The sequence below is a fragment of the Paenibacillus sp. LjRoot153 genome, from assembly GCF_964253085.1.
Classification (GTDB): domain Bacteria; phylum Bacillota; class Bacilli; order Paenibacillales; family NBRC-103111; genus Paenibacillus_E.
This window is the reverse complement of record NZ_CAXUQH020000001.1, coordinates 4,948,348-4,974,893: the sequence shown is the minus strand read 5'-3', so window position 1 is coordinate 4,974,893 and position 26,546 is coordinate 4,948,348. Positions and strand designations below refer to the sequence as shown.

The window sequence follows — 26,546 nt, the reverse complement described above, 5'->3', positions numbered from 1 at the left end:
TAACGGATTGGAGGAGGCATGTATTGAACTCTAGGAAAGAAGGCTATAATGGCCTCCAGTCGAGGAAACAGAACGAGGAAGGCTCAGCGCTAGTCATTGCTTTACTTGCTGTTGTTTTAATGACCATGATGGGTCTTATCCTCATGAGTGTACTTCGTGGAGGCGCTATTCAAGCAGCCACAACTGAGTCAAAAGTTCAAGCGGAGGCGATCGCACAGAAGGGGCTGGATGATACACTTGCCCAAATCCGCAGAGCCGTTGCCAATGGTGAAACGATTGGGGGAACAAACTATCGGAATCGCGTTCGCAATGTAGAGAATCAACTGGTGTTGATGCTTCCATTTATTGATAAGCATGTAGGTGATTCTCATCATTCAAATGATAAGAACGGGGAAGTCATAGAAGCGAAGAAAGGGACTTATCAAGTCGATATTGTTCTTGCAGAGCCCACGAATCCAGAATCACCGACGAAAAAGCCTTTGGCAATCCCTGACGCTCCGTACGTTCGCAAATTCACGATAACTTCTCGAGGTATGATGGCGGGCACTCCGACTACCATTGTTACGAAAGAGATGACCGTTTATGTGAGTACGATTAACCCCGTGTTTCGATATCCGGTCTCATCGGGAGGTGATTTGGTACTTAATGGTACACCTTCGATTAAAGGAGATATCTATGTAGCCAAACATTTGTATGTTCGGGATGAGGCTTTATTTACAGGCACAACCAGCGGTACAAATCGAAGTAAATATGGGATTCAAACAGGACGGCCTGAGATTCGCGGTTTCATTCGAGTCGACGGAGACAGCGATACTATAGCGCCAGGGAAGTTCAATTTTACCCGATCGGATGGATTAACTGAATTTCCGCCGCTCACGCAAACAAGTGAATTTGTGCAACCCGACTATTTTAGACCGCAATATTTTCCGTTAGAAGATCCAACCCTAGATGCTGACGTTGAAGTAGATGTAGAAGGGTTTGTCACTAGTAAAACACAGATTGATTTAGCAGCCAAGTTAGCAGCTTTAGGTGGGTATTCAGCCCCGGATCCAGCAATTATTGAATTACCGCCATTGTTTCAAGATTTGACAATGAGTAAGCTGTTCAACGATCAATGGGTAACTGTTGATGGTGAGGTAAATGTATTTGATGAAGCATCAGTCACGAATGAGGCCGACCTGTTCATTAATAATGGTGTGCTTACCATGGCGAATGACGCATCGAAACTCAAACTGAAGAATGGTTCCCTTTATGTGAAGTCACCGGATCCTAATTTAGTAGCGGCGGATCTCCGAGGCGAACTTTCGGTGGAACCAGGGAAATTCTTAGCCATTGATGGCAATGTGACATTGAATAATGGATTTCGTTTTCCAAATGGCACGATGTATATCAAAGGTGATCTGAAGATCATTGGAAATGTATGGTTGCAAGGTACCGTGTATGTACAGGGTAACGTTGAGTTAAAGCAGATGACCTCTATTAATAAAAACACGGAGGAGACTCCAGACCCTTCCTTAACACCGCTTATTGTTGTCGCCTCTGGGGAGATCGTTCTGGGAAATAGCACAAATACGGATGATGAGAATGTTCGCGCTTTCTTCTACACGAAGCAAGGAATTCGCTTATATGGAGTCATTTCGAAGATGAGGCTGACTGGCGGTATACATGGCGGTTCAGGAGGTGTAGAACTTAATGCAGTGAGAGGTGAACTGACTACAGGTGGAAGCTCCGTTTCTAAGTATCAAGGTAGTGCACCCTGGAGTAGAGAAGTACCTGAAGTGCAATTGGACAATTCAAAACCATCTAGGCTTCAGATTTTTTATGATGATAATCTCTATGATCAACCGCCAGACGGCATTCCTACGACAGACAATTTCAACGTGTTTGTGAAAAACGTAAAATACATCAAGTAACTACAGATTAACCATTCTGGAAGGAGGTACCTTCAATGTCATTCCAAATCCTAGTCGTTGACGATACAAAATTTATGCGGAAAATGTTGACTGATATTTTGAAGCAATACGGTCATGAGGTGGTTGGAGAAGCAGAGAATGGTAGACAGGCCGTACAGAAGTATGAGGAACTTCAGCCAGATATTGTTCTGATGGATATTACGATGCCCGAAATGGACGGAATTGAAGCGATGAAGGAAATTCGTAAACTCAATCCATCTGCAGTTGTTCTCATTTGTTCGGCCATGAGTCAGCAGGATCTCATCTCAGATGCATTGAAAGCTGGGGCAAATGGCTATGTGATGAAACCTTTTAAACCCAATCGCGTGAATGAAATTGTTCGAAAATATGGTGTTCCCCGTGTAATAGGCCATCTAATACCGCAAGAAATGCAGCGCACGGAAGCTGTTGCCGTAGAAATTGAGGTTGTAGAGGCGACCGTTGAGAAAGAGGAATTGGAATTGCAGGCTAACTTAGCCGAAGGTGCAACCGTCCCAGTAGAAAATTTACATGCCGTTGATCAAGGTTATGCAGAGCCGAAGGAGTTGCTTCTTACGAAGCAAGATCAGGAAATGATGAATGAAGTCTCATCGAGCAGCGTTTCCAACCAAGAGATAGTAAGTAAGCTGGTTCATGAGGAAGAGCAGGTTCTTGAAGTCGTTGAACTCCAACAAAGTAGTATAGAAACGGAGTCTGTACCAGAACCAGAATCGGTAGCAGAACCACAACCAGAACCAGAATCCCAAATCAAGAATTATGCCGCGGAGGAAAGGAAAGTTGCAGCAAAACCTGCTCAGGTTGTCAATGCACTGGAAGTTTTACTCGCGTTTGCCGAGGTTGAGGAATCTAAAGTTGCTCAGGTATCATCGGATCCCATACAAATGCATGAGACGCCTGAACAATCACAGACGACTGAAGAAGAGGATCGACTCTTGGAAATGGAGAGGCTTGCCGCTGTGATGCAGGGTGATCTAGAGCAGGAATGGCAGCTGGAGCAACAGCAAAAGAAAGAAGAAAACTTTATTGCGTACGAGGCCCCTTCAATAACGGATAACTACCCTGTCGCAGAGCAAGCTGTCGAATCAATTATTGAAGATACAGATTCGAGGTCAATTGAACTTAGCATAGATGACCTTAATGAGATAACTATGGAGATGGAAACATTAGACTCTGCTTATGAAGTGAAAGATCCTGTCATAGAAGTTCCAGATTCAAAAGAGGAAGTTCCCGTAAGTACACCTTCAAAATCTCAGGAAGCGACTGACGTGAATAAAGTTGGCTTTAAAGCTGTGAATGGCGGCAAGATCATTAATTTATTCAGGGGGAATGGACCAATGAAAAATTTCACAAGCAGTGTTATGTGTAATTGGAGCGAGGATTTGAACGGAGAGATGACGCAATATCTAGTCGTTTGTACAGAAGCTGAGAATAAAATCGAAATTGATATGACAACAGCAGGTGGGCAAAAACAATCCCTTACGGTTACGATTGAAAGCTTTAATCAATTAGCTGCCTGGCTGCAGGTTCAATTGGGGACTGCACCCGTGAGCAATCGTGAATATGCCAAGAAAGCAGATTTCTAAAGTAAGGTTTTAAGAAGGTTAGACATCTAGAGGGGGTTAGGCAATGGGGTGGGAAGCATGGAGTTACACAATTCTATTGTTCATAGTGGGTGCGTTATTTGGTTCATTCTTTAATGTCGTGGGGCTTCGGGTACCCAAAGGTGTATCCGTCGTTGCCCCGCGATCTAGCTGCGGAAGTTGTGGGCGCCAGCTTAACGCGATTGATTTAATTCCGATCTTGGGATGGTTTATCCGAAGAGGGAAATGTCACACATGCGGTTCACCAATATCCCCTGTGTATATCGTTGGAGAGTTAGCAGGAGGTGTCCTATTTGCCTCTCTTCCCTTTTTGGTCAGCGTAAATGAACTATGGATTGCTTATCCACTTGTATCTGTGCTTCTCATCCTGACAGTGAGTGATTTGGCTTATATGCTCCTGCCCAACAAAATCATTTATCCAGCCATGCTGTTATTTGCGGGAATGCGATTGTTCGTTCATCCTCTGCCAATTTGGCATTATGCGTTGGGATTCGTAATTGGAGGGGGTACATTGCTCGCTGTATCTCTCGTCGCAACTTGGATGGGGAAGCCGGCTATGGGCTTTGGAGATATTCGATTGATGGCTTTAGTAGGACTCGTCATGGGAATCAAGCTCGTGCTGTTATGCATTTTTCTGTCGGCGCTGCTCGGCAGCGTCATCGGTGTGGCTCTAATCGCCTCAGGTAAACTGGATCGGCGTTCACCAATTCCTTATGGTCCTTTCATCGCTGTCGCTGGTTTCATCTGTTTTTGTTTCGGAGACCCATTGATGACGTGGTATATGGACCTCATCGTATGGCAGTAAAACTACATTTTGTAAAAGAGAGGTCGTACTCCTATGAACTGGTTTCTAGCTCAATCGTTTCGTGCTAAGCTGCAGCTCGGATATTATACTGTTGTTGCCTTCTACACCGTTATTATCCTTATTCTTATGTTAACGGCAGATGTTTCTATCCTTTTTGCTTTATCTTCGTCACTTATCCTAATGGTGTTTAGCTTTCCTTATGTACGCTTCTTGGAAAAGGCGTTAACAGAGCCCATTGATAATGTAACTCGTGTCGCGATGAATATTGCCAAAGGAGACTTCACACAAACCGTGGATGCTTCCTCCAAGGATGCGCTAGGCGATATGGGGCGATCTTTTAATGCCATGATCGTGAAATTGAAGGAGTTACTAAATGAAACGGCTTCGATTTCGAAGCATGTAGCAGACTCAAGTCGTGATATTTACCATAAAAACGAAGGTATTAACACGATGATTGTTGAAGCAACAGGCTCGGTCACTTCACTAGCTGAGGGAGCTAATGAGATTTCATCTGGTGTTTTTAAAAGCTTTTCCGTCGTAAAGGAAATCGAAACCAAAATCACGGATTATGTGGATTCCACACATGAGATGAATAATCGATGCGGTCAAACGCTCGATCTCGTAAAAAAAGGAATGAGAGCGGTAGAAAGTCAATCCGAGAGTGTTTCTCATATCGTGCTTGCGACAAGTAATGTATCGGGGACGATTGATGATCTAGTAAAGGAAGCGGCTGGTATTTCCTCCATTACACGCACAATTTCTGAAATTGCTGAACAAACCAACTTGCTGTCCTTAAATGCTTCCATTGAAGCAGCGCGTGCAGGCGAGCATGGAAGAGGGTTCTCAGTTGTTGCTCAAGAAGTTCGCAAGCTAGCTGAAGAGTCATCTAAATCGGCCAAGAGCGTATTTCATATGGTACACAACATTGAGAATAGTATAAAAATGGCCCAGAAAAATATTCAGATCAATGAGGAAATTGCTCGCAGGCAGACAGAGTCCATAGAAGCAACGGAAAAAATATTCGGTGAGATGGTTGAAAGTATTCAATTCATTACGCAGCGTATGAGTGAGTTTACGGGAGAAAGTCAGAAGATGCTGAATGCAGCCCAGTTCATTACAGGCACCATGGAAAATATTTCAGCGATTACCCAGCAATCGGCTGCTGGTACAGAGCAGGTATCTACTTCGATGGTACAACAAACGCGTTCCGTCAAGGCTGTTGTTATTCAGTCTGAGCAAATGCTTCGAATGGTAACCCAATTGCAGCGCACGATTCAGATATTCAAGCTTTGAGAGAATGAAGCTGAGATCCAGTAAGCGTGCAAGAGGAGAATCCCCAAATAAATGACGGTAGAGAGGCGGAACAAGTTGTTGATGAGCAGTCGTTTGCCTACTTTTGCTGCAATAAAGAAGAGCGAAAGGGGGAGAATGATTTTAATGCCATAGAAGGCAATGTAGCTATGTTCGTATAGGAAAGCCATAATCGGATTGGCTTCACCAATTAATTGCAACCGGAGACCCATGTCCGTTAGTCCTGCATCCATTAAGCTAGCAATACATAGGAAAATAATTAAATTTCGACTCAAAGGGACCACTCCTTTTGGCATTGGGAGGTTATGCTAACAAATCGTTTGCATAACCTCTTTCATTGTGGAGATAAATGCTTCAGCAGCTTTAGAAATATAGCGACCTTTGCGATAAGCAATAACAAGCTTGCGCGTTGGTCTGCCCTCTAAGGCAACGTTTACGGGAGAAAGCTCATGTAAGCTTCTTTTCGAAATCAAGTAGGGTACGAAAGCGATCCCCATCCCAGCAGCAACAAGCGATTGCACGGTTTCCATATTACTCGATTCAAAGACAATATTCGGTGTGAATCCAGCTTCCTGGCACAGATCAAGGGTCAGTTTTCGGAAACCTTGTCCTTTCTTCAAAGCGATGAATGCTTCCTTTTCCAATTGAGATATTCGTATGGGTTCCTTGCTGGATGCTAATGGATGCAGCGGCGGAACGGCAAGGATGATTTCTTCTTCTAATAAAGTCTCATATACGAGAGATTCTTCACGTAAAGGCAAGGATAGAAGAGAAATATCGGTTTGACCATTCACCGTTAAGGTTTCCAGGTTGGATGAAGTTTCTTCGACGAGCGAAATTTCAATATCTGGATAAGCTGCTTGAAAGACAGGCACCACGAAAGGTAAAATAGTTGAGCCTGTAATTGGCATACTGCCGATCACTAGGCGGCCTTTCTTCATTTGAGAAATGTCTTCCATTTCTTTTTTGAGCCCCTCGATCATATCGAGAATTTTCTGTGACTTCTCTACAAAGAGGGAACCCGCGTGGGTCAGCTCAACTGAATTCGTACTGCGTTGAAATAATAGAACACCGAGTTCCTTTTCTAGCTTAGACAATTGCTGGCTTAATGAAGGTTGGGCAATATGTAACTTCTCCGCTGCACGTGAGAAATTCCGTTCTATGGCGATCTGGATGGCATACTGTAATTGACGTAATTCCATGCGAAGAAGTGTCTCCTTTATAGATGTCTTGAAGGTTATCATATCAAGCTTTTTGGGGTGAAACAAGGTGAACATAGGAATAAATAACCATAAAGGGCAATGACGACTGGTTTCATCCAGTTTCATTGCCGTTTATGGTTATTTATCGCTATTTGCGAACTGTGCTTCTATACATAAGGAATAATAGATACGGAGCGCCAATGATAGCTACAACGATACCAGAGGGAATCTCCTTGGGTATGAGAATCGTTTTACCAATGATATCAGCACCTGTAAGCAATATAGCGCCTAGAATGGCCGAAAGGACAACAGACTTCTGGTGATGTTGCCCCAAGAATAGACGCACCGCATGGGGAGCGAGTAAACCGATGAAACTAACGGTGCCGACACAAGCAACGGCAATTGCAGCAACAAACACACCAATTATTGCTGAGATAAGTCTTGTTTTCTGTAACTTAAGGCCTAGTCCAAGAGACACGTGGTCACCGAAGGCCAACAGATCTACACGTCGACCTAGCAGCCATGCACTTGGGAGTAAAATAACTGTCGTGATCAGGAGTTGGATGCATTCTTTCCATCCTCTAGAGTAAGTACTGCCAGCTAGCCAAGTAAGTGCAGGAGCAGCACCTAGCTTCGATTGAATGACAAGAAATTGGATGATAGCCGAGCCAAGTGCCGAAACGGCGATCCCGATGAGAATGAGAACGACGGGATTCAGCCCCTTTTTCCAAGCCAAGGCATACACGCTTCCAGCAGAGAGGAGCGCGCCTATGATGGCGCCAACGGGCACCCAAGTACCGGGAGCAGATGGCCAAATGGTTAGGACCAACAAGGCGCCCATCCCAGCTCCGGAGGTAACACCTACAACGGAAGGATCCGCAAGTGGGTTCCGAACAGCGCCTTGCATCATCGAGCCTGCGACAGCTAAGGAGGCACCGGCGAGAGCAGCAACGAGAATGCGAGGAAGACGCAAGCTCAGAATAACATTGCGAGCCATCTCCTCGCCATGGCCGGTTATTACGGCGATAACTTCAGCAAAGGGGATACGCAGGGCTCCGGCAGTTAATCCGTAGAGCAACATGAAAATTAAAGCAGCGCTAGATACGAAAACTAAAATGGGATACGGAATTTTAGTGCCGACATAACCGACACTCATCGAGCTGCTTTCAGCTGAAGATTTCATTCTGGAGCCACGAATCGCAAGCCAGATTAACCATGGAGCACCAAGTAAAGCGGTAACGGAACCCGCGGGTAGCTCTCCGAGTGTACTTCGAAACATTTTGGCAACCATATCCGCACTAAGTAAAACGACAGCTCCCCATAGGGCACTGCCTGGTATCAATAGTCGATGACGTTGTAAGCCTATTAATCGGACTAGATGAGGTGCGATTAGGCCGATAAAACCTATAGGTCCTACTACGCTTACTGTAACGCCGGCAAGTAGAATGGCAGAGGCAAGGGCCACTATCCGAACCATATTTACATTTTCACCTAGTGAAATAGCAGTTTCTTCATTTAATGCAAGCATATCTAGCTTTTGGCTGAAAAGGAAGGCAACGACAAGTCCAATGCATATCCAAGGGAGCGCATATTGGACACCTTGCCAATCGTTCTGTCCTAACGCGCCTGATCCCCACATGAACAAGCCATTTGTTTCATTCTCATACATAATTTGCAGACCACTTGTGAAGGCGGAAAGAACAAGCGTTACGATCATTCCGGCAAGTGCCATTCGAAGTGGTGAACTTTTGCGACCACCCGACATGAAGTAGGCCATCAAAGCAGCTCCGCAAGCACCGATTAGCGCTAGAAGTAAGGAATGATCAGACTTCAGTGCCGGGAAAAATACCGCCGCCAAAACGATTATGAAATATGCGCCTGCGTTCAAGCCAAGTGTTGAAGCGGAGGCGAGGGGATTGCGGGTAACCGTTTGTAGCAGTGCTCCTGCTACAGCAAGGGCAGCACCTGCAAGCATACCTATGACAGCGCGCGGCATGCGAAGCCCCCGCACCATATGATGGTCGGGGGTATCTTGTGGAGATATCAAAGCTTGTATGACCGTATGAACAGTAATATTGGCTTCTCCTTGTGTCAAATTGAGAAAAAGGAGAAGGCAGAGTGCAAGCAGTCCGCCTCCGAACACAAGAAGTGATTTCCACTCGATATTAGCGAAACGGTTAGTTTTCGATTTCATCGCAGCTTGGATCATTTGGTCAATGCAGAAGCAGCAAGCTCAGCAAAAACTTTAGCTGATAATGGACCACCGAAAGTCCATGTGTTGCCTGGGAGTTTGAAAGTTTTGTTTTCTTTAACAAAAGCAAGGCCTTTCCAAACGGCATTATCTTTTAATTGTTTTTCAAATACATTATCCGTGTCTTGAACGATATAGAAGAAGTTCGCATTTTGAACAGCAGGTAACGCTTCTACAGAAGCAGTAGAGAATCCATATAACTCAAATTTGCTGGATTTGAATACATTTTTCAAGCCAATGCGTTGCAAAATTTGAACGACCATGGAGTTGTCGGTGAACATGCGAAGATCTGCATTGTTTTGGTTACTGAACGCCTGCGTTAAAGCGAACTCCGCTCCCTCTTTTTTCGCAGCTGCTAGTTTCGCTTTCGTATCCACGAACGCTTTATCAAGATCAGCTAGGACTTTGTCTCCTTCAGCTTTCTTGCCAGTGACATCAGCAATTGTCTTGAATGTAGTTAGCATACCTTCATATTGATCGCCTTTTCCTTCAGCTGGGTAGGATTCAAATACGATCGTTGGGGCGATTTTGGAAAGCGCCTCATAATTTTTGCTTGAACGCAAAGTGCTTGTAATAATAAGATCTGGCTTCAATCCTGTAATTGTCTCTAAGTTAGGCTCTTGGCGTGTACCCACATCAACAACGGAGGCATCTAGTGCTGGTTTCACGTTGACCCATGTGTTGTACCCCTTCGTATCAGCTTGACCAACAGGTTGAATTCCCAGAGCAAGTACATCCTCGGTATAAGCCCATTCTAATGTAACAATGCGCTTCGGTGTACCTTTAATCGTAGTTGTTCCTAGTGGATGCGTAATAGTTTTCACTGCATCTGCTGCAGGTGTAGCAACTGCTGAAGCTGCAGGCTGAACTGATGAAGCTGGACTAGGTGTAGAAGTGGTAGTTCCACAAGCTGCTGTGATGAAAAGTAACATGAGTGAAAGCGTAAAAGTAACTGGTTTAATAAAGTTTCGCACAATAATTCCCCCTAAGTTTATGTATTCATATGATTGGTGAATCGATGGCCAATTCGATATCGCTAAGAGAATGATAATCATTATCAATTATAATGTCAACTGTTATCTATTTTATAGGAATAATCTATCAAGCTTATAGTTATTATATCTTGGAACTATGACGCGATCCGTGCTAAAGTACTATATGAGGGTAAGACATTAGCAAACTAATGCGGATAATGACAAGAGGTGACTGGGTATGAGTAAAAAGACAATGTTCGAGAAGATTTGGGATAATCACGTTATTAACCAGGAAGACGGCAAGCCTAGCGTTATTTATATTGATTTGCATCTAGTACATGAAGTAACTTCACCGCAAGCTTTCGAAGGACTTCGCATGTCCGGTCGTAAAGTTCGTCGTCCTGACTTAACTTTCGCAACAATGGACCACAACGTGCCAACGAAGGACCGTTTCAATATTACTGATCCGATTTCGAAGCAACAAATCGATACACTTTCACAAAACTGCCGTGACTTCGGCGTTACACTTTTTGACTTGGACAGCCTAGATCAAGGTGTTGTTCACGTTATGGGACCTGAACTTGGTCTTACACACCCAGGCAAGACAATCGTATGTGGCGATAGCCATACTTCAACACACGGCGCATTCGGCGCACTTGCTTTCGGTATCGGTACAAGTGAAGTTGAGCATGTTATGGCAACGCAAACTTTGCAACAATCGAGAGCGAAATCCCTTGAAGTTCGTATCAACGGCAGCTTGAAGCCAGGCGTAACGGCAAAAGATTTGATCCTAGGTGTTATTGCGAAATACGGAACTGATTTTGCTACTGGTTATGTTATTGAATATACGGGCGAAGCGATTCGTGATCTTTCCATGGAAGAGCGTATGACCGTTTGTAACATGTCCATTGAAGGTGGAGCTCGTGCTGGTCTAATTGCTCCTGATGCGACAACATTTAACTATCTGCGTGGTCGTGAGTATGTGCCTCAAGGTGCTGATTTCGACGCAGCTGTTGCAGAATGGTCCAATCTTGTAACAGACGAAGGCGCTACGTATGACTGGGTATTGGAATTTGATGCAGACACATTGATTCCGCAAGTAACCTGGGGTACGAGCCCTGGTATGGGAACAAGCGTGACTTCCTTAGTTCCGGATCCACAGAGCTTCGAAACAGAGAATGAACGTAAAGCTGCTGAAAAAGCACTTGAATATATGGATTTAACACCAGGAACACCGATGACAGAACTGAAGGTGGATTATGTCTTTATCGGTTCTTGTACAAATGGACGTATTGAAGATCTTCGTGCAGCAGCTAAGATTGCACAAGGTTATACAGTAGATCCAAGCGTAACAGCAATCGTAGTTCCAGGTTCCGGTCGCGTGAAAATTCAAGCAGAGAAAGAAGGTTTGGATAAAATCTTCTCCGATGCTGGATTCGAATGGCGCGATGCCGGCTGCAGTATGTGTTTGGCGATGAACCCAGACGTACTTCAACCAGGACAACGTTGTGCATCCACATCCAACCGTAACTTTGAAGGTCGTCAAGGCCGCGGCGGACGTACGCATCTTGTATCCCCAGCAATGGCTGTTGCTGCAGCGATCAAAGGTCATTTCTATGACGTTCGTGATTGGGAAATCAAAGAATACCAACAAGCTTAATTTCGGCTAAATAAAGCAATGTTTAAGATGCTAGTTTTGCTATAGCAAAACTTTAAGGAGAATGAGAACATGGAAGCTTTCAAACAACATACAGGTCTTGTAGGCCCTGTTGATCGTGTAAACGTCGATACAGATGCAATTATCCCTAAACAATTTCTTAAACGAATTGAGCGTTCTGGCTTCGGACAATTCCTTTTCTTCGAGTGGAGATGGGATGAAGCAGGTAACGTAATCGAGAATTTCCCATTGAATCAAGATCGTTTTCAAGGAGCTTCCGTTCTGATTTCCAGAGCGAACTTCGGTTGCGGATCATCCCGTGAGCACGCGCCTTGGGCAATTCAAGATTTCGGATTCCGCGTTATCATCGCGCCTTCCTATGCAGACATTTTCTACAACAACTGTTTCAAAAACAGCATTCTGCCAATCAAATTGTCGGAAGAGCAAGTTGAAGATCTGTTCCAACGTACTGCGAAGCACGAAGGATACAAATTGAATGTTGATCTAGAAAATAAAAAGCTGACTGATGAGTACGGTCTTGAAATCCAATTTGATTTGGATGAGCACCGCCGTCAATTCTTGCTGCAAGGCTTGGATGACATTGGATTGACACTTCAACATGAAGCGAAAATCACAGCATATGAGCAAGCTCACCAAAAACGTTTAGCTTACAAATAAGCGATTACCAGAAGACGTATCCCTTCGTGGGGTACGTCTTTTTTGTTTTTATTTTTCAAATTTCACTTATAAATCTTGCAACTTTTGGCAATTTGCTTCGTCTAATAGATTACTAGAATGTCGAAGTAAAGGAGGTTGCGCTGTCAGGTATAGGTTAATTTTGCTATAATATAAAGGAAGCTGATAGTTTCATAGAATTAGTTGAATGGTTGCGTCCCCACATCCCCCAATTCCGACATTACATAGAGGTGAATGATGAAATTACCTGCATTTTGTTTGTTTTTGCTCGCATGTCTGTTGCTGCTGCCAACTACCGCCCTTGGAGCTGAAGCGCCAAAGCCGATTAAGCTTTATATGAATGAGAAGCAGCTTGAAGTCCAAGGTGTTCAGCCGCGAATTGTGAATGATAATACGATTGTTCCCGTTCGAATTATAGTCGAACAAATCGGTGCTCAAGTAAGCTGGGACGAGGCCACAAGCAAGGTAACTATCGTGAAAGACAAAATCAATATCCAGCTCGTGATTAACAATGTTACAGCACTCATTAATGGTAAAAAAGAAACATTAGAAGTAGGACCAAAGATCGAAAATGGCTCAACAATGCTACCGCTGCGTTTCATCGGCGAGGTATTGGGTATTGAATTTAAGTGGGATGGCGCTACTTCATCCGTACATATGTTCAAAGCTATTGAATCGGATTCTAAACCAGTTACGGGTCCTGTTGAAGTTGTAGTTCCTGACGGCGGTACAGCAAATCCAGAGACCAAACCTCCAGAAACGAAGCCTTCTACCGGGACAGGCACAGGAAGCGGCACAGGCACAGGCACAATCACGCCAGACCCATCGGTTCATGTGATTACTTCTATTTTACTTACAGAAACAGACTTTACAGTCATTGCAAAGGATGGGACCCTAAGTCCGAAGGTGTTAACTTTATCGAATCCTTCACGTCTAGTATTTGATTTCCCTAATACTACATTGGATGATTCCCTGCAGAAGCTGCTTGTTAAAAATTCCGGAGAATTGCCCTCCAAGCAGCCGCTAGTGTCCAAAGTACGATTTTCTAATTTCAACGATAATCCAGCTACGGTGAGAATTATTCTAGATTTGAACGCGCCAACGGAGTATCAAACGATAACGACTAAGCTTCCTAATCAATGGAAGGCTTCGATAGGTGAGAGGAAATTAACTGTTATCATCGATGCTGGTCACGGTGACAACGATCCTGGTGCTCTTTCCATTACGGGTAAGCACGAGAAGGAATTTACACTTGCTACAGCGAAGAAGGTAGAGGCACTGTTAGCGAAGGATAAGCGGATGCATGTTCTGATGACCCGTTCTGATGATACTTTTATTCCATTAGATGATCGTGTTTCTTTTGCCAATGATATTTCAGCAGACCTCTTTTTATCGATCCACGGAAATAGTGCCAAAGCAACTGTATCAGGAACGGAAACATACTATAACAGGCCAGAGAGCTTAGATTTCGCCAACGTGATTCATAAGTACGCTGTTCCTGCTACTGGGTTTGCTGATCGAAAGGTTCGTCAAGCAGATTTTCGCGTAATCACCAAAACTAGTATGCCTGCAGTCTTGCTTGAAGTTGGTTATTTGTCCAATAAAAATGATGAATCCGCGATGTATAAAGAGGCATTTCAGGACAAATTAGCTGCTTCACTTGTTGCCGCTATTAAGGAGTATTTGAACCTTAAGTAAGCATGTAGACCATCAAGCGGATCAAAATAGGCTAGCCTGTCTAGGCATAACGCTAAGGAGTGAATAAGATGAACAAAACAAGTCGCCTAGTTCAAGGAGCACTCCTTGTAAGTGCCATCACATTGTCTATTACGGCCTGTGGCCAGAAAAGTCAATTATCGGGGGCCGCTACTACGGCACCGCAAGCAACTTCTACACCAATTGCCACAACTACCGCACAAACAATCACGCCGAAGCCTACAGTTGCTCCTAAGAAGCAGTTGCAGGTAAAAGCCTATTACAGTGACCAAGATGAAATGAAGCTCGTTGAAAAAGTGGTCACCTTGAGTGTGGAGAAGGATTCTGATGCGTATGAGGCTGCGCTAAAAGCACTTCAGAAAAGCGATGATCCGAAGGCCATTCCCTTATTCGATGATTTGAAATTCACAAGTGTGAAATTCGATACTGTCAAAGGTGAAATGAAGCTGGATCTTACATTCGGTCCCAAAACGCAATTAGGTGCTCCTGGGGAAGAGTTATTCCTGCAAGCACTGAAGAAGACGATTTTTCAATTTCCAGAAGTAAAAACATTGTATGTACTTAAAGACGGTAAACAAGTAGATAGTTTAATGGGACATTTGGAGCTTCCTTACCCAATTAAACGTCCTAACTAAATAGGAACTGAAGAGGAGTTAACTTTGATTATGAAAAATAAGAAATTGGCGAGTGCTATCGTAAGCTCATTGATCATCACAAGTCTAGCAGGCACGCCAGTCCTTGCAGCACCCGTGAATAATTCAACAACTTCAACGACAGCTTCTAATGCGAATGTTCGTCTATCTTTTACCGATGTAAGTAGTGACTACTGGGGAATTCGCCACATTTCCAAGCTTGCTTTAGAAGGAGTTATTGAGGGAGTAGGAGATGGGATCTATTCACCGGAAACCTCGGTAACACAACAAGATGTATTAATTATGGCTACCCGCATGATGGGTCTGCAATCGGATGTAGATACGTTGGCTACTGAAACCGTATTTCCCGATTTCATGCTAGTGGATAAATATGCACGGAGCTATGTGGCGGTCGCGCTGCAAAAGGGCTTAATTACTACGGAACAAGAAAAATTGAGAAGCCAAGGTTCGAAAACTGTTGGCAACTGGGGACAACAAAAGGCGACGAGAGAATGGGTAGCTGAAGTCGTTATTCGCGCCATTGGAAAAGCTTCTCTTGCACAAAGCTTTTCGAGCCAGGCAACATCATTCTCGGATAATACGCAGATCAGCAGCAGTGCATTAGGATTCATTAATGCGGCAGTAGCTTTGAAAATCGTAGATGGGTTCGAGGATGGTTCTTTTCAACCAAAAGGCGCAGTAACTCGTGCGCAAATGGCGGCTTTCCTAAGTCGTTCTCAAAAGGATTCGATTACATTGCCAGAGCGTGCTAAGAAGGGTTATTTGACAAGCTTAACAAGCGGCAGCATTGGTCTTATGGATAAAGACGGAAATACAAGCACATATAAGATTTCGCCTAATACCGTTTTTTTCGGAAACAAAAATGATCTTGCTATTTCATCAAAAGAATTGCAAGAAACATATGAAATATCGATTGTTCAAGTAAACGGTACAGCTTATTATGTAGAAATTCTAAGTGATGAGCTGCACATGGACATACATGAAGGTCAGTTGTTGAAACTTAACTTGACCACGATGAAAGCGACTCTAGATGATTATGAAAGCTACGATTTAGCGTCGGATGTTGCTGTGACAGATATCGATGGGCGAGGACTTAGCTTAGGTGAGATCGTTGCGGGCAGCACGATTCAAATTCGTAAAAGTCAATTAGTGGACAGCGACAAATATACATCTATCGTTGTTAAACAAATTCCGGTGAACAAAACAGCGGTCGGAGATATTCAGACGTTGAATAAAGACGCTATGCAATTGACGTTACTTGAGTCCGCTTCAGGTGAGCCAGATACTTTTGGTTTCTCTAGTAATTTAGTTGCGACACTTGCAGACAACACGTTAATTAGTGTGGATGCGATACATGTTGGTGATACGGTTGAATACACGGTTAAGAATAGTGAAATTGTTAAGATTATCGTTAAAAAGCAAGCGGATGTTGGTACGAGTGTAGAAGGAACGTTCAAACAATTTACGGACGATCATTCGACGATTTTGATTAATAAAACATCTGGTAAGACAGTCGATGCCTTTGAATTGAATAATAATGCTAACGTTGTTATTAATGGTTTAGCGAACGCAAGTATTTATGATCTGGCTGCTGGTGACCAGTTAAAGCTAGACGTGTTGAATAATAAAGTTTCAACGATTACAGTTATAAATCGATCGATTGAAAATTTATATTTTGCCAAAATCATTGATTATAAGGACTCATCTAAAATTTTAACGGTTACAGATAATGCTGGAATCCCAAATGCCTATATTTTAAATGATGGTATCTCGATCAATTTTAATGGCAGCAAACTCCCGTTTAGCTCTTTTAATAGTATTTTTACTGCTGGTAAATATGTAGATGTTCTTGTTTCTAATAAAAAAGTGTTGAGTATTCAAATGTCCTCTCAATTGGATGGCGTGTTAACGCAATTGAATTTACAAACCAACGATGTAACGTTAAAAACGGATAGTGGGCAAAGCTTAACGTTTAAACTGAACTTTACACCCATTGTTGAAGTTGCGAATAAGCCGAACAGTACGCTTTCTGATTTGAAAGTGGGAGATAAGGTAAGTCTTCTGCTTAGCTATGATCAAACGACAGTAACTAAAATAGTCACAACGAATACGACAGTATATAAAACCCTTCTAACAAATGCGAATTTGAAACAAGCCACAGTTATGGATGGCACGAATACGAATTATACCATCGCATTAGATGGTATTTCCCTTGTGAAAGCCGATGGTACTAGTGCCGTGTTCGCAGATTTGGCGATTGACGACTATGTGAAATTGACATTCAAAGGGCTCGCGATCACGAAAGCAGAGTTAATAACACCGATTCGTGGTAAAGTAACAGCTGTAAATGCAGCAGGCACGAGCTTGACTGTTCAAGATTTTACAGGTAAAAGTCAAGTCATTAATGCAGGTAGCAATTACAGTGTGAAACTGGGCAGTGGTGTGGACTTGAGCTTCTCCTCCATTAAAGTGGGGGATCGTGTTCAATTGATGAAGGATATCAATGATAAATTGCTTATCCAAGTAGCTGTAGCTTCTAAACGTGAGTTTGATCAATATAGCCCTACGTTGAACCAATTGTACTTGAAAGCTAATAGTGCAGGCGATCGGACTACGTACAATTTGTTCCCAAGAGCCTACTTTCATAACGGTTCCACTATTGTACCGCTAACCTCCTATGTATCTGGTGATCAATTGAATCTGTATATCCTAGACGATAAAATTGTTGAGATTGAAAAATAGATATTTGAACAAATGTTAAGGGAAAACCGTCTATATTTGAGAAGCCAATCTTCTCTTACAGACGGTTTTTTGCTAATTTTCAAAAAAAAATGTTTATTTTTTAGAAAATGTTCGCATTTTGACGCTTTCAAGGATTGATTCTGACCTAACAATTCGCTAAACTGGAGAATATTACGACCCTAAGGAAGATCAGCTATGACGCAGAAGACAGTAAGACATATTCTGGATACAATCGGTGAGCTATATCCGGATGCGTATTGTGAGTTGAACCACAGTAATCCATTTGAATTAACGATTGCTGTATTGCTATCAGCTCAGTGTACGGATGAAACCGTGAATAAGGTTACTAAAGACTTGTTTGCGAAGTACAAATGTCCTGAAGATTACTTAGCCGTTCCATTAGAGGAATTGGAGCAAGACATTCGTCGGATTGGACTATTTCGTAACAAGGCTAGTCATATTCATAAGCTGTGTCAAATGCTACTGGACAAGTTCGGTGGTGAAATTCCTGAGAAGCATGAGCAGTTGGTTGAATTACCAGGTGTCGGACGTAAGACGGCAAATGTCGTTGTATCGAACGCTTTCGGCGTGCCGGCGATTGCGGTTGACACGCATGTGGAACGAGTCTCTAAGCGATTAGGACTTGTAGGCTGGGATGATTCCGTGCTGGAAGTTGAAAAGAAGTTAATGAAGAAAGTTCCTCGAGACGAATGGACGCAAACACATCATCGACTCATTTTCTTTGGTCGATATCACTGTAAGGCACAGAACCCCAATTGCAGCTTCTGTCCATTATTGGACAACTGCCGCGAGGGGAAGAAGCGTATGAAACCACAGCCAACTAGGAAAACTATTACAAACAAATGAAATGCTGACAAAGGATGGGATTGAAATGAAATGCATCGCCGTATATACCAATAGCTTCGAATTGTTCTCCGATATTTATGAGCAAGTGATCAACACACCACTAGCCGATAATGAGGAAAAAGTCATTGAAGGTGTAACTGTCAGTGAATCCGGTGAGGTTCCTCAGAATTACATAGACAAAATGAAAACAAAATCCGAGGTTGTTGTGATGAAAGTGAAGGATTCGGATATTACGATTCTTCAACATCGTGACGTTTTTGAAATTTTCCTACCGGAAAAAGAAAAAATCGCCCTCACGTAAGTCCAAAATCTCCCTTTGGGAGATTTTTTTTCTGTATAGCTGAGAGGTATCTAATGAACGAACTATAGAGGAGCGGAATGAACGAATGACGCAATTAGTAGCTGGAAGCATCACGGTCATGCCGGATGCACTTAAGAAAATGCAGCAAGTGCTTGGGCATGCAGGTGATAGCGATAATGCCACGAAAATGGGGCAATTGCTGGACAAGCTCGATAGTGGACGGATGAATATTGCGTTCTGCGGGCATTTCTCTGCTGGAAAATCAACCCTTATTAATCAGCTGTGCGGCCAAGCCTTGTTACCATCAAGTCCGATTCCAACGAGTGCTAATATTGTTAGTATTCGTAATGGGCAACCTGGTGCGCATGTGACGCATCGTAGCCATGAAGGGAAGGTCAACCCACAAGGGAAGACCACGACAATTCCACTCAGCGAGTTAGAGGCCTATTGTGTGAATGGAACGGATATCGAAACCGTTGAAATTACTTATCCTATTCCATTTCTCGGTGATGATACAGCCTTGTTGGATACACCGGGTATTGATTCTACAGATGATGCGCATCATCAATCTACCGAATCAGCTTTACATTTAGCTGATGTGGTGTTCTATGTCATGGACTATAACCATGTGCAATCCGAAGTGAATTTAGCGTTCACGAAGAAAATGAAAGAGTGGGGGAAACCGCTCTATCTTGTTATTAATATGATTGATAAACATAAGGATTGGGAACTTCCTTTCGAGCAGTATCAAAGTGGAACGAAGCAAGCTTTCTTAAACTGGGGCATTGAGCCTGATGATTTGTTGTTTGTGACGATGAAGGAACCAACTCATCCGCATAATGAGTACGCTAAGCTGCAGTGGCTGCTGAGCCGTCTTATTGAGCGCGGAGATTCCTTGCGAAGCTATAGCATTGATGCATCTGCACGCTATTTGGCGGCAGAACACAGCAAATGGTTGGCGGAGCAACATGAACCGCAGAAAGCGGAATTACTGGAATCGATAAACGAGGAAGGTGATGTTGAGGACGTTCAATTGCTGGCTGTCACAAAGCAAGATGAGCTGACCGCATTGAATAGCTTGCCAGAAACTTTGACGACAGTACTACGCAAGGATGTTGGCGCGATCATTGAAAATGCCAATATTACACCGGCATTAACCCGTGATTACGCACATGCCTATCTGGAGAGCCGTAAGCCAGGATTTAAGGTTGGATTTTTCTCGCGCGCAGCACAGACCGCTGCAGAGCAAGAGAAACGGCTGACAGCGTTTCAGGCCGATTTGGGAGAGCAAGTAGAAGCACAGCTGGATTGGCATTTGCGAGATGCGCTGAAAAAGGCAGCTCACGAGCAAGGTCAACATGATGCTGCGTTAATTGCACAGATTGAAGCGTTAAAGGTTGAAGTCACTGGCGCTTTAATCGGGTCTCAGGTGAATACTGGAGCGACGTTTGGCGGTGAGTATACGCTGAACTACATGAAGCAGCTAGCTGGCGAGCTGAAGCTGCAGTACCGCAAACTGGCGTTTGCGGTAATTGACATCATCGCGGACTCGGTCCGCGATAGCTCACGTGCAGCCGCCGCTGCGCTAGCGGCTGAGCTGCAAGCCCTAAGCGGTCGGCTGAGCGCCTGCCGCGAGCTCGCCCGCCTCGAGGAAGCCGAGGCGGCGGCAGAGACCCAGCTGCTGCGCATGGCCAGCTGGGAAAGACCTTCTGCGCCGGGGCTGCCGGATGCGCAGCAGTTCACGGCCATGGAGGAGCCGGCAGCAGCCCCGCTGAGTGGGGCTAACCTGCACGTGACCTCCATGGGGATGATCCTGCAAGCCGCGTCATCCGTAGCGTCGGCGGCTGCAGGCACGGACTCGGCTGGCCCGGTAGCGGCAGCCGTTCCCGCAGCGCCGTCATCCGTGTTCACCGCGGGTGAACATGGCAAGCGCATGGAGCGCAAGGCCGCCGACTTGCAGGCGGCCTCAAGTCTCATCGACGGACTGCCGTCAATGCGGTCGCTCGCGCGCTCCATGCGCGAGAAAGCGGACCGTCTGCGGCAGCGGACGTTTACGATTGCGCTGTTCGGTGCGTTCAGCGCGGGCAAATCTTCGTTCGCCAATGCGTTGATTGGTGAACGGGTGTTGCCGGTGTCGCCGAATCCGACGACGGCGGCGATCAACAAGATCATGCCGCCGACGGAAGGTTGGCCGCATGGCACGGCTAAGGTCAAGATGAAGAAGGCAGACGCCATCTTGGAAGATGTGCTGTACTCGCTTCAAATTCTTGGCGTAGAGGCGACGGATATGGCTAGCGCTTTGAAGCGGATTAGTCAGCTTTCACCTGCTGACGTAACAGCCAAAGGGAAACCGCATTTCTCTTTCCTGAAAGCTGTTGAAAAAGGATGGGAAGCGGCCTCAAATCATTTGGGGACTGAGCTCCGAATCACGAAAGATGAATTCTCCGGATATGTGGCGGAAGAGCACAAGTCCTGCTTTGTAGAATTTATTGAATTATATTATTCCAATCCACTGACGGATCAAGGTATCATTTTCGTGGATACACCAGGGGCAGATTCCATTAACGCCCGCCATACAGGTGTCGCTTTTAACTATATTAAAAATGCAGATGCCATCCTATTCGTCACTTATTATAATCATGCTTTTTCCCAAGCAGATCGTGAGTTTCTACTTCAGCTAGGCCGCGTGAAGGATAGCTTTGAAATGGATAAAATGTTTTTCATCGTGAATGCAGCTGATTTGGCGGCAAGCTCGGAGGAGCTGGCAGGCGTTGTTAAGCATGTGGAAACGAATCTGGTGCAGCATGGCATTCGTCACCCACGTATTTATCCGATATCCAGTTACTTGGCGGCGGAAGGCAAAATCAATGGCAACGAAAGCTTAGTCGTACAATCAGGCATTCAACCATTCGAACAGCAATTCGTTCAGTTTACTTTGAATGAGCTCAGTGATGTGGCTATTCATTCGGCTAATTTGGAGCTGCATCGAGCAATTGGCACTATGCAGAAGTGGTTGGAGCGAGCACAATCGGGCGAGGAAGAGCGTAGACTGCAGCTCATTATGCTGGACGAGTCGGAGCAACAGGGCTTAGATCTGCTTGATGACACACGATATGATGCTGAGCTGAAGGAATTGAAAAAAGAAATTCAAGAGTTGATGTATTACGTCAAACAACGAACGATGTATCGGTTTGGCGAGCTCTATAATTTCGCGTTCAATCCTTCTACGTTCCGTGATGAGGCTAAAGATCCGAAAGTTGCCATTCAATTCGCATGGAATGAACTGTTGCGTATGATTGGGCATGATTTATCCCAAGAAGTACTTGCCACTACTCTGCGTGTAGAGAATCGCATGAATCTCATCAGCACCAAACGGATGAATCGCTGGGGTGAGGAACTGAGCTTGCTGCTAGAAGGCTTTGAGAAAGCTTCGTATGAGTCCAATACATTCAACACGCCTGAGGTAACGACGAAGCTTGAAGCATCGGAGGTAAGCTTGAAGTTGCTCCAAAGTTATTTCAAGAATGCGAAGCAATTTTTTGAAGGTGATGGGAAAAGTAAGCTAAAAGCTGAATTGGAGAATCGGATCAATGCGCCGGTTGTTGCTTTTATTGAGGGTCAAACGCTAGAGCTTGAACAAGCGTATGGCATCCAATTAGAGAATTGGTTAGTTGCTCAGAAATTGATTATGGAACAGCAGGTCAAAGAGCACGCTGAAGGGCTGCGCGATGCCCTGCAAATGAAGATTGATTTGGATGAACTCATATCCAAACAGCATCAGTTAAAGGCATTTGTTTAGCCGATTTTCAAAAGGGGGACTAGGTTCTGTGGAACTTAGTTGCCCCTTTTTTTGGATTGCTCATGTAAGGGCTTACATTAGCGGTTATCCCGATGATTTAAAAGAATAGGGGGGATTACTACACGTTTTTGTGAATTTATGCCTATTTAAGCGTTTAAATCCGAGTATCCTCGAATTGCTCACATATAGTGATGGTGTTAAGATTCATAAAGTGTTCACACTTAACATGTGTATCAAATCTATCCTTTTAAGGAGGGCCCAAAGTGGATGTATTCAGGCAACTGAAGCCATATTTTTGGCCAGAGAAAAAACTGTTTTTTGGAGCTATTGCATGTCTTGCAATCGCTACCGCACTCGGCTTGGTGTATCCTAATTTACTTCGCTATCTAATCGACGAAGTCATCACCGAGAAGCAATTTGACCTGGTGCCGCGCTTGGCACTAATCGTTGTGTTAGTCGTTTCTATGAAAGGGATGTTTCAGTTCTTACATGGTTTGTGCGGGGGTCGCTTAGGAAACCGTGTTGCCTACCACTTACGGAATGCACTTTACAACAAGCTTCAATACTTGTCATTCCAGTATTATGATCAAGCAAGAACTGGCGATCTGATGTCGAGATTGACTGCGGATTTGGAAGCGATTCGACAATTTATTGGTTTCGGCTTCGCGCAACTCTTAAATGTGATGTTAATGCTCGTTTTTGGGATGGCCATGATGTTCTCCATCAGTTGGAAGCTCGCATTACTTACGATGATTACGATGCCTTTCCTGGCCTTTACAGCAGTTCGCTTTGAAGGTAAAATTCACCCTGCTTTCCGGATGGTGCGTCAATCCCTAAGTACGATGACAACGGCTGTACAAGAGAATATTACGGGTGTACGCACAGTTAAATCCTTTGCACGGGAACCCCATGAGATTGATAAGTTTGCAACTCGCAACGAAGATTACAAGTCCATGAACATTGGTTCGTCAGGGATTTGGGCGAAGTATTTTCCAATCATGGAAATTCTAGCGAACTTGAGCGTCGTTATTTTGCTTGGGGCTGGCGGCTATATGGTCATTAACGAAACGATTTCACTTGGTGAATTGGTAGCCTGCTTTAGTCTCATTTGGTACATAATTGGGCCGATGTGGGGCTTAGGTTTCCACATAAATAACTTTACGCAGACCAAAGCTTCAGGAGAGAAAATTCTCGAAGTTCTACATCATTATATGCATGTTAAAGACAGCGAGAATGCCGCAGCCTTGACCAAAGTTGATGGACATATACGCTTTGACCATGTGACTTTCGCATATCCCGAAAAACAACCGGCTCTCTATGATTTTACCTTGGATGCGCCTCCAGGCTCTGTTATTGGACTCTTAGGCAGCACAGGCTCAGGGAAGACAACCGTGATTTCGCTGTTAATGCGAGCTTATAATGTGAAAGAAGGCAAGGTTATGCTGGATGGGAAGGACATTCGTTCCTTGCAGCTTGAAAGTTACCGCAGCCAAATTTCAACGGTGTTCCAAGAAACGTTCCTATTTTCCTCCACCATTCTCAACAACATTGCTTACGGTCGCAAGGATGTGACGATGGACGAGATTATCCGAGCAGCTAAGCTTGCGAAAGCGCATGACTTCATTTCAGAGCTGCCAGAGGGCTATAACACGCTAGTTGGTGAGCGAGGACTTGGACTTTCCGGCGGTCAGAAGCAGCGAATTGCGATTGCGAGAGCCTTGATCAAAGATCCGAAAATTCTCGTGTTAGACGATGCTACGAGTGCGGTGGATATGGAAACTGAGCATGAGATTCAAGCAGGCTTTGGCGAAGTTATGGCAGGTCGTACGACGTTTATCATCGCGCACCGGATCTCCTCTTTGAAGCATGCAGATGAAATCATTGTGCTTGATAAAGGACGAATTATTCAAAGAGGGACACACCAAGAGCTTTTACAGCAAGATGGCTTATACCGTCAAACGTATGACATTCAGTATGCGGACGGACCGCAAAGCCAAACTGCACAGAACCAAGCAGCGGTTACCCGTGAAGAGGGGACTTCTGCAGACTCAGTAGATTCCGAATTGAATCCAATAACCCATGCCTCTAATCCAGAAAGAAGGTTGGCAAATTGAGTACTCCATCAAAACAAGCTGATGCAGCTTCAACCAATCCAGATTCACAAACAGGGCATCGCTTCGTTTATCAAGATGATGAACTGATCGAAAAGCCTTTTGACTGGGGCCAATTAAAACGCTTGTTTAGTTACATGAAGCCTTATCGCAAACAAATGCTGCCGATTATTATTATCATGATGCTTTTAGGCGCGATTACGAAATTGACAGTTCCACTGCTCATCAGTAAAGCGATTGACAATGCTATTATTCCTAAAGATACGAACTTACTTATTCTTATTGTTGGTATCATGTTCAGCGTATATTTAATTCAATGGCTAGCCAATACATTTCGTATCAAATATACGAATATGATCGGACAACGAGTTATTTATGATCTTCGTCATGACCTTTTCAGTCATATTCAGAAGCTCTCATTCCGATTCTTTGATACAAGACCTGCGGGGTCTGTGCTCGTTCGTGTAACGAACTATGTCAATTCGTTGCAAGATTTATTTACGAACGGTGTCGTCAACTTATTGATCGATGTTGTACAACTGGTCGGAATCATTATTATTTTGTTGACATTTAATTTTAAATTAGGTGCTTCGATCATTGTTACAGTTCCGATTATGTTTATGATATCGACGAAGCTTCGGACCAAAATTCGCCGCTCTTGGCAGGACGTAACGATGAAGCAATCCCGTTTAAATGCCCATTTGAATGAGTGTATTCAAGGGATTCGTGTCACACAGGCATATACGCAAGAGAAAGAGAACATTCAGTTTTTCTCGAAAATGAATATGACCAATCGCTTGTCGTGGAACCGCGCTTCCATGTTGAATCAATCATTTGGTCCTCTAATCGAAATAACGGGTGCAATTGGTTATTGTATTTTGTTCTGGTTAGGGGCGCATTTAATTCAAACGGAAGAAATCTCCGTTGGTTTACTAGTTATGTTTGCGACTTATATTGGGTACTTTTGGGAGCCTATTACGCGATTAGGTCAGATGTACTCGCAGCTATTAATTGCGATGGCTTCTGCAGAGCGTATATTTGAATTCATCGATGAGAAGCCTACTGTTTCTGAAATCGAGGGTGCCAAGGATTTGCCTCATGTACAAGGAAATGTAAAGTTCAAAGATCTCGTGTTTGAGTATGAGCCTGGACGTCCTGCGCTGAATCGGATCAATTTGGAAGTAACTGCGGGGCAATCTATCGCATTAGTTGGTCATACAGGTTCAGGCAAAAGTACGATCATGAACTTACTTTGTCGGTTCTATGACCCGAATGAGGGCGTTGTCGAAGTCGATGGTCACGACATCCGTCAAGTTACGATTCAAAGTCTTCGTTCCCAAATTGGTGTTGTGCTCCAAGATACCTTTATTTTCTCGGGCACGATCCGAGACAACATTCGCTTTGGTCGGTTAAATGCGACAGATGATGAGATTGAGCAGGTTGCGAAGGCAGTCCATGCGCACGACTTTATTGTACAGCTGCCAAATGGGTACGATACAGAAGTGCAAGAGCGCGGTAACATCCTGTCGATGGGGCAGCGTCAATTGATTTCCTTTGCACGAGCGTTACTTGCTAATCCACGTGTACTCATTCTGGATGAAGCAACAGCAAGTATTGATACAGATACGGAGCTCAAAATCCAAGAGGCACTTAAGACACTTCTAGCAGGTCGTACGTCCTTTATCGTGGCACATCGCTTATCAACGATTCGTAATGCGGACAAAATCGTCGTGCTTGATCACGGTCGCATGATGGAAATTGGCAATCATGATGAGCTTATGAAGGAACAGAAAATCTACTATGGCTTGATCCAAGCCCAGTATAAATTTTTGCAGGATGCTGTATAGGCATGAAATGAAAAAGGGGAGCTGCTTAGCCACTTGAATTGTGGTTGGGCAGCTTTTTTAT

The 26,546-nt window shown here is 44.2% G+C and carries 17 protein-coding genes and 1 pseudogene; 14 read left to right on the top strand and 4 right to left on the bottom strand.

The features are described from left to right. The first annotated feature begins 23 nt into the window (after positions 1–23). The 4 genes and pseudogenes from ACSQ8P_RS21510 to ACSQ8P_RS21495 all read left to right on the top strand — a co-directional run bounded on the left by ACSQ8P_RS21510 (position 24) and on the right by ACSQ8P_RS21495 (position 5,651). Positions 24–1,913, top strand: coding sequence for a hypothetical protein (locus ACSQ8P_RS21510; RefSeq protein ID WP_436237050.1), 1,890 nt, complete (start codon positions 24–26; stop codon positions 1,911–1,913). A 35-nt stretch (positions 1,914–1,948) separates the two neighbouring features. Next, positions 1,949–2,299, top strand: a pseudogene (locus ACSQ8P_RS21505) (response regulator); the annotation flags it as partial. Between the two features lie 1,279 nt (positions 2,300–3,578). Continuing rightward, positions 3,579–4,358 (top strand): prepilin peptidase, encoded by a 780-nt coding sequence (locus tag ACSQ8P_RS21500; RefSeq protein ID WP_436237049.1) that lies wholly within the window; start codon positions 3,579–3,581, stop codon positions 4,356–4,358. Between the two features lie 33 nt (positions 4,359–4,391). Then, positions 4,392–5,651 (top strand): methyl-accepting chemotaxis protein, encoded by a 1,260-nt coding sequence (locus ACSQ8P_RS21495; RefSeq protein ID WP_436237048.1) that lies wholly within the window; start codon positions 4,392–4,394, stop codon positions 5,649–5,651. On the opposite strand, the gene ACSQ8P_RS21490 is transcribed toward ACSQ8P_RS21495, so the two are convergent. The 4 genes from ACSQ8P_RS21490 to ACSQ8P_RS21475 all read right to left on the bottom strand — a co-directional run bounded on the left by ACSQ8P_RS21490 (position 5,633) and on the right by ACSQ8P_RS21475 (position 10,096). After that, the gene (locus ACSQ8P_RS21490; protein WP_436237047.1) at positions 5,633–5,944 is read right to left on the bottom strand and encodes a DUF5658 family protein; all 312 of its coding nucleotides are present in this window, start codon (positions 5,942–5,944) and stop codon (positions 5,633–5,635) included. The two genes, ACSQ8P_RS21495 and ACSQ8P_RS21490, sit on opposite strands and share 19 nt — an antisense overlap. Before the next feature lie 33 nt (positions 5,945–5,977). Beyond that, complete coding sequence (locus ACSQ8P_RS21485) at positions 5,978–6,871, bottom strand: LysR family transcriptional regulator (RefSeq protein ID WP_436237046.1); 894 nt, start codon at positions 6,869–6,871, stop codon at positions 5,978–5,980. 148 nt (positions 6,872–7,019) lie between these two features. Further along, positions 7,020–9,065 (bottom strand): Fe(3+)-hydroxamate ABC transporter permease FhuB, encoded by a 2,046-nt coding sequence (gene fhuB / locus ACSQ8P_RS21480; RefSeq protein ID WP_436237045.1) that lies wholly within the window; start codon positions 9,063–9,065, stop codon positions 7,020–7,022. Positions 9,066–9,076: 11 nt separating this feature from the next. Next, a complete protein-coding gene (locus ACSQ8P_RS21475) occupies positions 9,077–10,096 on the bottom strand; it encodes an ABC transporter substrate-binding protein (protein WP_436237044.1) in 1,020 nt (339 codons plus the stop codon). A 238-nt stretch (positions 10,097–10,334) separates the two neighbouring features. On the opposite strand from ACSQ8P_RS21475, the gene leuC reads away from it, so the two are divergent. The 10 genes from leuC (at position 10,335) to ACSQ8P_RS21425 (ending at position 26,485) form a co-directional block, all read left to right on the top strand. Then, complete coding sequence (leuC, locus tag ACSQ8P_RS21470; RefSeq protein ID WP_436237043.1) at positions 10,335–11,756, top strand: 3-isopropylmalate dehydratase large subunit; 1,422 nt, start codon at positions 10,335–10,337, stop codon at positions 11,754–11,756. Positions 11,757–11,825: 69 nt separating this feature from the next. Continuing rightward, positions 11,826–12,431: a 3-isopropylmalate dehydratase small subunit gene (gene leuD, locus ACSQ8P_RS21465; protein ID WP_436237042.1), complete on the top strand. Its 606-nt coding sequence runs from the start codon at positions 11,826–11,828 to the stop codon at positions 12,429–12,431. A 282-nt stretch (positions 12,432–12,713) separates the two neighbouring features. After that, a complete protein-coding gene (locus ACSQ8P_RS21460; protein ID WP_436237041.1) occupies positions 12,714–14,147 on the top strand; it encodes an N-acetylmuramoyl-L-alanine amidase in 1,434 nt (477 codons plus the stop codon). A gap of 68 nt (positions 14,148–14,215) precedes the next feature. Continuing rightward, entirely contained in the window at positions 14,216–14,800 is a 585-nt protein-coding gene (locus ACSQ8P_RS21455) for a GerMN domain-containing protein (protein WP_436237040.1), read from the top strand. A 30-nt stretch (positions 14,801–14,830) separates the two neighbouring features. Further along, the gene (locus ACSQ8P_RS21450; RefSeq protein WP_436237039.1) at positions 14,831–17,560 is read left to right on the top strand and encodes an S-layer homology domain-containing protein; all 2,730 of its coding nucleotides are present in this window, start codon (positions 14,831–14,833) and stop codon (positions 17,558–17,560) included. A 195-nt stretch (positions 17,561–17,755) separates the two neighbouring features. Continuing rightward, complete coding sequence (gene nth, locus ACSQ8P_RS21445; protein ID WP_436237038.1) at positions 17,756–18,427, top strand: endonuclease III; 672 nt, start codon at positions 17,756–17,758, stop codon at positions 18,425–18,427. A 25-nt stretch (positions 18,428–18,452) separates the two neighbouring features. Continuing rightward, positions 18,453–18,728: a hypothetical protein gene (locus ACSQ8P_RS21440; RefSeq protein ID WP_028554377.1), complete on the top strand. Its 276-nt coding sequence runs from the start codon at positions 18,453–18,455 to the stop codon at positions 18,726–18,728. A gap of 85 nt (positions 18,729–18,813) precedes the next feature. Then, positions 18,814–22,527, top strand: coding sequence for a dynamin family protein (locus ACSQ8P_RS21435; protein ID WP_436237037.1), 3,714 nt, complete (start codon positions 18,814–18,816; stop codon positions 22,525–22,527). A 263-nt stretch (positions 22,528–22,790) separates the two neighbouring features. Continuing rightward, the gene (locus ACSQ8P_RS21430; RefSeq protein WP_436237036.1) at positions 22,791–24,641 is read left to right on the top strand and encodes an ABC transporter ATP-binding protein; all 1,851 of its coding nucleotides are present in this window, start codon (positions 22,791–22,793) and stop codon (positions 24,639–24,641) included. Next, positions 24,638–26,485, top strand: a complete 1,848-nt coding sequence (locus tag ACSQ8P_RS21425; RefSeq protein WP_436237035.1) for an ABC transporter ATP-binding protein — start codon at positions 24,638–24,640, stop codon at positions 26,483–26,485. Before ACSQ8P_RS21430 ends, ACSQ8P_RS21425 begins: the two co-directional genes overlap by 4 nt. Positions 26,486–26,546 lie beyond the last annotated feature (61 nt).